This window comes from Paenirhizobium selenitireducens ATCC BAA-1503 (assembly GCF_000518785.1).
Classification (GTDB): domain Bacteria; phylum Pseudomonadota; class Alphaproteobacteria; order Rhizobiales; family Rhizobiaceae; genus Allorhizobium; species Allorhizobium selenitireducens.
Map to the genome: position 1 here is coordinate 156973 of NZ_JAEG01000011.1, position 9494 is coordinate 166466.

At 65.5% G+C, this 9494-nt stretch carries 8 protein-coding genes and 1 pseudogene; 2 read left to right on the forward strand and 7 right to left on the reverse strand.

The features are described 5' to 3' along the window. The first annotated feature begins 8 nt into the window (after positions 1–8). On the forward strand, positions 9–2180 hold the full coding sequence (locus L867_RS0116545) for a malate synthase G (RefSeq protein WP_028737917.1): 2172 nt from the start codon (positions 9–11) through the stop codon (positions 2178–2180). Between the two features lie 73 nt (positions 2181–2253). On the opposite strand, the gene L867_RS0116550 is transcribed toward L867_RS0116545, so the two are convergent. Continuing rightward, positions 2254–2913, reverse strand: coding sequence for a L,D-transpeptidase (locus tag L867_RS0116550; protein WP_028737918.1), 660 nt, complete (start codon positions 2911–2913; stop codon positions 2254–2256). A gap of 176 nt (positions 2914–3089) precedes the next feature. Here L867_RS0116550 and L867_RS0116555 point away from each other — a divergent pair, with 176 nt between their 5' ends. Then, on the forward strand, positions 3090–3575 hold the full coding sequence (locus L867_RS0116555; protein ID WP_084638595.1) for an MmcB family DNA repair protein: 486 nt from the start codon (positions 3090–3092) through the stop codon (positions 3573–3575). Between the two features lie 3 nt (positions 3576–3578). Here L867_RS0116555 and L867_RS0116560 read toward each other — a convergent pair whose 3' ends face one another. The 6 genes and pseudogenes from L867_RS0116560 to L867_RS27830 form a co-directional block, all read right to left on the reverse strand. Further along, positions 3579–4160: an ActR/PrrA/RegA family redox response regulator transcription factor gene (locus tag L867_RS0116560; protein ID WP_028737920.1), complete on the reverse strand. Its 582-nt coding sequence runs from the start codon at positions 4158–4160 to the stop codon at positions 3579–3581. 43 nt (positions 4161–4203) lie between these two features. Continuing rightward, a pseudogene (locus L867_RS28210) lies at positions 4204–4275 on the reverse strand (hypothetical protein); the annotation flags it as partial. Further along, positions 4247–5539 (reverse strand): ActS/PrrB/RegB family redox-sensitive histidine kinase, encoded by a 1293-nt coding sequence (locus tag L867_RS0116565; protein ID WP_028737921.1) that lies wholly within the window; start codon positions 5537–5539, stop codon positions 4247–4249. The pseudogene L867_RS28210 and the gene L867_RS0116565, both read right to left, overlap by 29 nt. A 26-nt stretch (positions 5540–5565) precedes the next feature. After that, positions 5566–8028: an ATP-dependent helicase HrpB gene (gene hrpB, locus L867_RS0116570; protein WP_408605991.1), complete on the reverse strand. Its 2463-nt coding sequence runs from the start codon at positions 8026–8028 to the stop codon at positions 5566–5568. After that, complete coding sequence (gene lhpI / locus L867_RS0116575; RefSeq protein ID WP_028737923.1) at positions 8028–8990, reverse strand: bifunctional Delta(1)-pyrroline-2-carboxylate/Delta(1)-piperideine-2-carboxylate reductase; 963 nt, start codon at positions 8988–8990, stop codon at positions 8028–8030. The genes hrpB and lhpI overlap by 1 nt, the downstream gene beginning before the upstream one ends. A 321-nt stretch (positions 8991–9311) precedes the next feature. Next, positions 9312–9494 (reverse strand): hypothetical protein (locus L867_RS27830; protein ID WP_210163647.1); only part of this gene is annotated, 183 nt, incomplete at its 5' end.

Below are 9494 nucleotides of genomic sequence, written 5' to 3' on the forward strand. Positions count from 1 at the left end.
ACAGCGTCATGAGCCGGATCGAAAGCCACGGCCTTTCCATCGACACGGAACTGCATCGGTTCCTGATCGAGGAGGCATTGCCGGGAACCGGGGTCGACCCGGACACCTATCTCAAGGGTCTTTCGGCCATCGTGCACGACCTCGCGCCGAAGAACCGGGCGCTCTTGGCCAAGCGCGACGAGATGCAGGCGAAGATCGATGCCTGGCACCGGCAGAACGGTGCGCCGATCGATATGGACGCCTATGAGGCTTTCCTGCGCGAGATCGGTTATCTCCTGCCGGAAGGCGGCGAGGTCAAGGTCACGACCTCCAATGTCGATGCCGAGATCACCCGGATCGCCGGACCGCAGCTCGTCGTTCCGGTCATGAACGCGCGCTATGCGTTGAACGCGGCGAATGCCCGCTGGGGTTCGCTCTACGATGCGCTCTACGGCACGGATGCGATCGCCGAAACCGACGGCGCCGAAAAGGGCAAGGGCTACAATCCCGTGCGCGGCGCCAAGGTCATCGCCTGGGGCCGGCAGCTGCTCGATGATTCGGCACCGCTTGCCGCCGGTAGCTGGAGCCATGTCGCCGGCCTGTCGATCCAGGACGGCGCGCTGTTCGTCACGCTGTCCGATGGCGGCGTCACCGGTCTTTCCGACCCCGCGCAGCTCGCCGGCTATCGCGGAGCTGCCGACAAGCCCGAGGCGGTCCTGCTGGCCAAGAACAACCTGCACACCGAGATCGTCATCGATGCGAACGGCATGATCGGCAGGACCGATCCGGCGCATATCAACGACATCTGGCTCGAATCGGCGATCACGACGATCATGGACTGCGAGGATTCGGTTGCCGCCGTCGACGCCGAGGACAAGGTCGTCGTCTATGGCAACTGGCTCGGCCTGATGAAGGGCGACCTGACCGAAGAGGTCTCGAAGGGCGGCAAGAGCTTCACCCGCGCGCTGAACGCTGACCGAACCTATACCAAGCCGGATGGATCGATTGTCACGCTGCATGGCCGCTCGCTGATGCTGGTGCGCAATGTCGGCCACCTGATGACCAATCCGGCGATCCTCGACCGGGATGGCAAGGAAGTGCCGGAAGGCATCATGGATGCCGCCGTCACCGCGCTGATCGCCCTGCACGACATCGGGACGAACGGCCGCCGGGCCAATTCCCGCAGCGGCTCGATGTATGTCGTCAAGCCCAAGATGCACGGTCCGGAAGAGGTTGCCTTCGCCTGCGAGATCTTCTCGCGCGCCGAGGCTCTGATCGGCATGGCCCCGAACACCATCAAGATGGGCATCATGGACGAGGAGCGCCGCACGACGGTCAACCTCAAGGAATGCATCCGCGCGGCAAAGGAACGCGTCGTGTTCATCAACACCGGCTTCCTCGACCGGACCGGCGACGAGATCCACACCTCGATGGAAGCCGGCCCGATGATCCGCAAGGGCGACATGAAGCAGGCGGCCTGGATCTCGGCCTATGAAAACTGGAACGTCGACATCGGCCTCGAATGCGGCCTGTCCGGCCATGCGCAGATCGGCAAGGGCATGTGGGCCATGCCGGACCTGATGGCGGCCATGCTGGAGCAGAAGATCGCCCATCCGAAGGCCGGCGCCAACACCGCCTGGGTTCCCTCGCCGACTGCCGCCACCCTGCATGCCACGCACTACCACCGCGTCAACGTCGCCGAGGTCCAGGCCGGCCTGAAGAGCCGCCCGCGCGCCAGGCTGCGCGACATCCTCTCGGTGCCGGTGGCCGTGCGCCCGAACTGGACGCTGGAAGAAATCCAGCGCGAACTCGACAACAATGCCCAGGGCATTCTCGGCTACGTCGTGCGCTGGATCGACCAGGGCGTCGGCTGCTCCAAGGTTCCCGACATCAACAATGTCGGCCTGATGGAAGACCGCGCGACGCTGCGCATCTCCGCCCAGCACATGGCCAACTGGCTCCATCACGGCGTTGTCACCGAGGCGCAGATCCTCGAGACGATGAAGCGGATGGCCGTCGTCGTCGATGGCCAGAACGCGGGCGATCCCGCCTATCGGCCGATGGCCGGCAATCTCGACGGGTCGATCGCCTTCAAGGCGGCACTCGACCTGGTGCTGAAGGGCCGCGAGCAGCCGAACGGCTATACCGAGCCGGTCCTGCATCGCCGCCGCCTCGAACTGAAGGCCAGCCTCGCAGGTTGAGCCGAGCAAAGCGCAAACGAAAAAGCCGCCGGATCGCTCCGGCGGCTTTTTGCATGGGAAAGCTTCGAAGCGCTTACTGCTGGACGACGACGCGTGCGCCCTTGCCCGGACGGACACGGCTGTAGAGGTCGATGATGTCCTGGTTCATCAGGCGGATGCAGCCCGACGAGGCGGCAGTGCCGATCGAGGCCCATTCCGGCGTGCCGTGCAGGCGGAACAGCGTATCCTGGCCCTTCTCGTTGAACAGATAGAGGGCGCGTGCGCCGAGCGGATTGCGAAGGCCAGGGCCCATGCCGTTTTCGACATACTGGGCGACGTCCGGCTTGCGGGCGGCCATTTCCTTCGGCGGGTGCCAGGTCGGCCATTCCTGCTTCCAGGCGATATAGGCCTCGCCCTGCCAGGCAAAGCCCTGCTTGCCGACGCCGATGCCGTAGCGGACCGCCTTGCCGTTCGGCAGGACATAGTAAAGGAAGCGCTCGCGCGTGTTGACGACGATCGTGCCGGCCTTTTCCGTGGTCGGGTAGGCGACGATCTGCCGGTGGAACTTCTTGTTGACCTTGTTGATCGGGATCGCCGGCAGTGCATAGCCAGCGTCGGTGACGCTGCCATAGGAGTCGGTGAAGATCTTGGCCGTCGTGGCTTCGGCCTGCTGGGTATCGGTCGTGGTCGTGCAACCTGTCAGGGCGATCGTCGCGACGAGGCCGAACACAGTCAGTGCATTGCGGAGGCGCATGGGAAACTCGTTCATTTGGGCTAGGAGATGGTGATCTCGACCATCTTTGATTATGGTTTATTTTTGATTAAAAGCGCCTTTGCAAGTAGCGGATCGCCGCCCGATGGCTTCGGCGTTGCAAAATGACTCCACATGGCTTTTTTGCAACATGCGGATCAGCTTCCCTGGACAAGAACATGACGATTCTTTCTATCGCCGTAAACAATCCGTTAATCGATGGACGCCAGTCGGAGCGGGCTATGCTTGTGCGGCGGGGCGTCCAGGTCTTGCTGCACGACATGCGGCTCGCCGTCCTGCCCGAATTGGCGCTTGCCAACGGCCGCCGCGCCGATCTGGTCGGTCTCTCGGAGAAGGGCGAGATCTGGATCATCGAGATCAAATCCTCGATCGAGGATTTTCGCGTCGATCGGAAATGGCCGGATTACCGCGCCTATTGCGACCGGCTGTTCTTCGCCACCCATCCGGACGTACCGCTCGACATCTTCCCGGAGGATTGCGGCCTGCTGCTCTCGGATGGATACGGCGCCCACCTGTTGCGCGAGGCGCCCGAACACAAGCTGCCGCCGGCCACCCGCAAGGCCGTCACCCTCGACTTTTCCCGTTCTGCGGCGCAGCGCCTGATGATGGCGGAATGGGCCGCGCACGCACCGGTGCGGGACTGACTGTTATTTCGGCGCGCGCTTGGCGAGAATGCGCTGCAGCGTCCTGCGATGCATGTTGAGCCGGCGCGCCGTTTCCGACACGTTGCGGTCGCAGCTCTCGAATACCCGCTGGATATGCTCCCAGCGGACCCGGTCGGCCGACATGGGATTTTCCGGCACTTCCGCCTTTTCCCCCGGACGCTGTGTCAGCGCCAGGAAGATCTCGTCGGCGTCGGCCGGCTTTGCCAGATAGTCGAGCGCGCCGAGCTTCACCGCCGTGACCGCCGTTGCGATATTGCCGTAGCCGGTCAGCACGACGATATGGGTGTCCGTCCGGTGCTGGCGGATGGCCTCGATGACGTCGAGACCGTTGCCGTCGCCGAGCCTGAGATCGACCACCGCGTAGCCCGGCGGCGTGGCCTTGGCCTTGGCGACACCTTCGGCGACGGAAGCCGCAGTCTCCACGACGAAGCCGCGCGATTCCATCGCCCGGGCCAGACGGCGCAGGAAGGGCACATCGTCGTCGACGATCAGCAAGGTCGGGTTTGGACCCAGGGCGTTGGCGCCGTTTGTCGGCGAAGGGTCGGAGGTTGCGTTTTCTGTCATGGCTAGGCAATCCTGCGGGGCAATCTTGAGCGTCCGTGTGTGGTTATGGCCAGTAATGGCCATGCGGTAAAGTCATTTCGCCACAATTAGGCTTCCATCCGGTGCCGCGGCCAGACGATTTCCACCCGGGCACCCGGCGTTTCCGGCGGGCGGTTTTCGAAGCTCAGCCGCGCGCCCGAACGCTCAAGCAGGGTCTTGGCGATGAAGAGCCCAAGCCCAAGCCCGCCTGCCTTGTCGTCGCGATGGCGATTTGTCACATAGGGCTCCCCGATGCGCTGCAGCACGTCCGGCGAATAGCCGATGCCATCGTCCTCGATGGTGATCGCCACCTTGGACGCGTCGTGCTCGACGGTCACGGTAACCCTTTCCCGGGCAAAATCGACGGCGTTCTCGATCAGATTGCCAAGGCCGTAGAGGATCGCCGGATTGCGGATGCCGACCGGTTCCTTGGCGCGATCCGACGTCTCGATCAGTTCCAGCTTGATGCCGAATTCGCGATGCGGCGCCAGCACGTCCTCGATGAGCGAAGAGAGCGGCAGGCGGCGCATGTGCTCCTCGCTCTCGGAGGGCAGTGTCGCGATGCGTTTCAGGATGTCGCGGCACCGCTCGCTCTGGCTGCGCAGGAGCTGGATGTCTTCGCCGAAGCGTTCATCCTTGCCGAGTTCGCGCTCCATTTCCTTGGCCACCAGGCTGATGGTGGCAAGAGGCGTGCCGAGCTCGTGTGCGGCGGCTGCGGCAAGCCCGTCGAGCTGCGAAAGGTGCTTTTCCCGCTGCAGGACCAGTTCGGTTGCCGACAGCGCGTCGGCCAGCAACGTCGCCTCCTGGGAAACGCGATAGGCGTAGAAGGCGGCAAAGGCCATCATCGAGGTGATGGCGAACCATACGCCGAGCTGCATCACCGGCTGGAGCGTCGGGGCATCGCCCGCATACCAGGGAAGCGGGTAGGGCGAGAACGGCAGCGCAGAGATCAGCATCATGGCGAGCGCGAAGAGCGCCAGCGCATGCCGGAGCGGCTGCGAGGCAAAGGAAATGATCACCGGCACGCAGATCAGCGGTGCAAACGGGTTGGCAAGCCCCCCGGTGATGAACAGCAGGGCGCCGAGCTGCAGGAGGTCGAGGCCGAGCACAGCGAAGGCGGCGATCGGCTCGAGCCGGTAGGTCGGCGGGAAGCCGACGGACAGCAGGAAATTGACCGCCGCCAAGGCGCCGATCAATGCTGCGCAGGTGACGAGCGGCAGCGGGAACTGCAGCCCGAAAGCAACGACGAGCACGGTGGCACCTTGCCCCGCGACCGCGAGCCAACGCAGCCATACCAGGGTCTGCAGGCGCAGTCGCCGGCTCGATGGTCCGAACTGGATTGCGGTGTCCGGTGTGCTCATCCTCTCACCTCCTCGGTGCAGTCGTTTCAGGTGCCGCGCGGCTTGGCACGCGTCGTCGGCAAGGCCCCGGCCGGATCCTCCGGCCACGGATGTTTCGGATAGCGCCCGCGCATGTCGGCCCGTACGTCCTTCCACGAACCCACCCAGAAACCCGGCAGGTCGCGGGTCGTCTGGATGGGCCGATGCGCCGGTGAGGTCAACTCCAGGACGAGCGGCAATTTGCCGCCGCCGATCGCCGGATGCGTCTTGAGGCCGTAAAGCTCCTGCACGCGAATGGACAGCACGGGCTCGGCGCCGTCATAACGGATCGGATGATTCTGCCCCGTCGGCGCGGTGAAATGGGTGGGGGCCAGCCGGTCGAGTTCGCGCTGCAGCCCGTGGGGAATGAGCGAAGCGAGACCGTCATACAGTGTGCCGGGCGAAAGGTCGTCGATGCCGCGCGCATGCGTTTGAAAGGGCGTGAACCAGCTGTCGAGGGAATCGAGCAGGGCGGCATCCGACAGGTCCGGCCAGGGCTCGCCGATCGTCCGGTACAAAAAGCCGACCCGCTGGCGCAGCTGCTCGCCCGCCTTGGAAAAGGGCAGGGCGCCGATGCCGATATGCCGCACGCCCTCGGCCAGCGCCTCGGCCGCGGCGGGACCGGTAGGCCGGGCAAGCGGGGTTTCCTCCAGCACGATCGCGCCGAGCCGGGTGACCCGCCGCGCCCGAACCTGCCGGCTCGCGGCATCGAAGAAGCACTCCTCGCGGCGCTGGATGGCATCCGGAAGCATGGCTTCGATTTCCGCCTTGCCGATTTCGGCCGCCGCCAGGACGCGACCCTGTGCGGCGCGTCCGGTCAGGTCGGCGATCACCAGCATGTCGGCCCCGGCCAGCCGCTCGGTCTCGGCGATCTCGGCCCCACGGCCGTTTGCCATCACGAAGCGGCCGCGTCCGCCGCGCTTCAGCGCAATGCGGTCGGGATAGGCGTGCAGCAGCAGTTGTCCGGCGGTGAACGAGATCGTTGCCGCCTTCGACGGGCCGGCACTCGAGGCCAGCCTCTCGGCCAGCTTGCGGGCCGAGACGGCACGGTCACCACCCTCCTGGCGGAACCGGCGCAGGCGGTCCTCGATGTCGATGCCGGTGCCGCCCAGGCCCTGTTCGGTCAGCAACACGGCGAGTTCCGCCGCTTGGCGGGCCGCGCCCGTCCTGGCTGCCGCCAGGATCATGGCGGCGAGCCGGACCGGCAGGCCGAGCGAACGGATCTGCCGGCCCGTTGCGGTGATCGCGCCCGAGGCGTCCAGCGCGCCGAGAAGGCGAAGCAGCGTGCGGGCCTCGTTCCACGCGGCCGCAGGCGGCGGGTCGATGAAGGCGAGCCCGGTCGGATCGAGCACGCCCCAATGCGCCATGTCGAGCACGAGGTTCGACAGGTCGGCCGACAGGATCTCCGGTGGGGTGAAGGCGGGAAGGGCTGCCGTCTGGCCGGAGTGCCAGAGGCGAAGGGCAATGCCCGGTTCGGTACGGCCGGCGCGGCCCGCCCGCTGGTCGGCCGAGGCGCGGGATACCCTGACCGTTTCCAACCGGGTGATGCCGGTCGACGGTTCGTAGACCGGCAGGCGCTGCAGGCCGCTGTCGATCACCACCCGCACGCCGTCGATGGTAATCGAGGTCTCGGCGATCGAGGTGGCGAGCACGATCTTGCGGTTGCCGGCGGACGCGGGGCGGATCGCCGCATCCTGTTCCTTCTGGCTGAGATTGCCGTAGAGCGGCACGACCAGGGTGGTCTCGTCGAACCGGCCTTCGAGCCGTTCGGCCACCCGGCGGATTTCCGCCTGGCCCGGCAGGAAGGCGAGGATCGAACCGCTCTCCGGCTGGTGCGCCTGCATAATGGCCGAGGCCACGGCATCCTCGACCCGCTCGCCGCCCGGCCGGTCCCGATAGCGGATCTCGACGGGAAAGCTGCGGCCCTCGCTCGAGATCACCGGCGCGTCGCCGAACAGCGCGGCGATCCGCTCCACATCGAGCGTCGCCGACATCACCAGAAGGCGCAGATCCGGCCTGAGGGCCGTCTGGGCATCGAGCGCCAGCGCCAGCCCGAAGTCGGCGTCGAGCGAGCGCTCGTGAAACTCGTCGAAAAGAACGGCGGCAATGCCCTGAAGTTCGGGGTCCTCCAGGATCATCCGGGCAAAGACGCCCTCGGTCACCACCTCGATGCGGGTCTTCGCCGAGATGCGGTTGTCGAGACGCATGCGGTAGCCGACGGTCTCGCCGACCGCCTCCCCGAGCAGGCTTGCCATGCGGCCCGCGGCGGCGCGCGCGGCCAGCCGCCGCGGTTCGAGCAGGATGATCCGGCCGTCGCCGCGAAAGGCCTCGCCCAAGAGATGCAGCGGCACGATCGTCGTCTTGCCGGCGCCGGGCGGCGCAGACAGGATCGCCCGGTTCTTCTCCTTCAACGCCGCGGCAAGGGCAGGCAGGCTGTCGGAGACCGGCAGATGCGGCAGCGTGACGGGCATCACGATTCCTGGCGGGTGAACGGCTCCATGACGGTCTCGTAGGCGAGGATCGCGCCGGCGAGATCCTCGAGGGCGGCCCCGACCGACTTGAACAGGGTGATTTCCGCCTCGTCCGAGCGGCCCTCGTGGCGGCCCGCGACGAGATCGAAGAGGTCGGCCTTGATATCGGTCTCGCTGATCACGCCTGCCTTGAGCGGCTGCAGGATGTCGCCGGCCTCGCTCATGGCGCCGGCCCGCGTATCGACGAAGATCGTTGCGCGCCGCACCGCCTCGTCGTCGCTCTCGCGCATGGTCGGCTTGAAGGCGCCGATCAGGTCGAGATGGGCGCCGGGTTTCAGCCAGGCGCCATGGACCAGCGGTTCGCTGGAAAGCGTCGCGCAGGAGATGATGTCCGCCGTCCGCGCGGTTCCTTCGAGATCCGTGCAGGCGACGGCGTCGACGCCCAGCGCGCGGGCCTCCTCGGCTGTCTTTTCCGCATTGGCGAGATTGCGTCCCCAGATGGAGACGCGGGTGATCGGACGAACGCTCGCATGCGCCTGCATGAGATTGAGGGAGAGCCGCCCCGTTCCGACCACCAGCAGGTGCGAGGCATCCGCCCGCGCGAGATATCGGGCGGCCAGCGCCGAGGTGGCGGCGGTCCGCCGCGCTGTGAGCTCGCCGCCGTCGACCACGGCCAGCATCTTGCCGGTCTTGCCGGAGGACAGGATATAACTGCCATAGATCGCCGGCAGGCCGCGCGTATGATTGTCGGGAAAGACGGAGACGAGCTTCACGCCGATATAGTCGCCCGGAACCCAGGCCGGCATCAGGAGCAGCGTGGCGTTCGCCTCGCCGGGCACCGCCACGTCATGGTGATGGCGAACCGGCATGACGCATTCTCCGCGGAACATGCGCTCGATCGCATCAATGAGGTCGGCCCATTTGAGGGCCTGGGCGGTTTCGGTTTCGTGCAACACCAGCATGCTGTTCTCCTTGTCGAATGCGTGCCGACACTAGCAAGAGCGGGCCACCGTTCAAGCGCCAATGCATGAAGGCGGGCGACTTTGCGCCTGCAGCGCGGACTGCCACCGCTGCGGCTCCGTCCTCGGGCGAAAATCGGACCTCTCTCTCGGGTCGCTAGGCCACAGACATTGAATATCCATTACATAACAACGGCTTGCATGATTTTTCGGATTTTTTGTTTTGGTGCTGTTGACTTGGGATATTGGGTCGAACTATAACCCGCTCACTGAACGAGGGCGGCGGCGCTGCTGGCGACGAAGTCTTTCGTTCTAAGGAAACCTCTAGAAATTGGCTGAGATGCTGATGGATTGCCGGACCGGATGGTTTGGTGTTGAGTTTTTGTGACGGCTGATTGTCGTCTGTTTTTTGACAATTGAAGATGAGAAGAAAGAGAAACGTGGACGGCGGCGTCGCGGGAAGAGCTTTAGGGCTTTTCTACGAATGATACGCAGACGGTCACGTTT

Excerpts from the sequence above, each read along its gene's own strand:
- L867_RS0116545 (WP_028737917.1), top strand. The coding sequence starts at position 9 with ATGAGCCGGATCGAAAGCCACGGCCTTTCCATCGACACGGAACTGCAT.
- L867_RS0116550 (WP_028737918.1), bottom strand. The coding sequence starts at position 2,913 with ATGCGCCTCCGCAATGCACTGACTGTGTTCGGCCTCGTCGCGACGATC.
- L867_RS0116555 (WP_084638595.1), top strand. The coding sequence starts at position 3,090 with ATGACGATTCTTTCTATCGCCGTAAACAATCCGTTAATCGATGGACGC.
- L867_RS0116560 (WP_028737920.1), bottom strand. The coding sequence starts at position 4,160 with ATGACAGAAAACGCAACCTCCGACCCTTCGCCGACAAACGGCGCCAAC.
- L867_RS0116565 (WP_028737921.1), bottom strand. The coding sequence starts at position 5,539 with ATGAGCACACCGGACACCGCAATCCAGTTCGGACCATCGAGCCGGCGA.
- hrpB (WP_408605991.1), bottom strand. The coding sequence starts at position 8,028 with ATGCCCGTCACGCTGCCGCATCTGCCGGTCTCCGACAGCCTGCCTGCC.
- lhpI (WP_028737923.1), bottom strand. The coding sequence starts at position 8,990 with ATGCTGGTGTTGCACGAAACCGAAACCGCCCAGGCCCTCAAATGGGCC.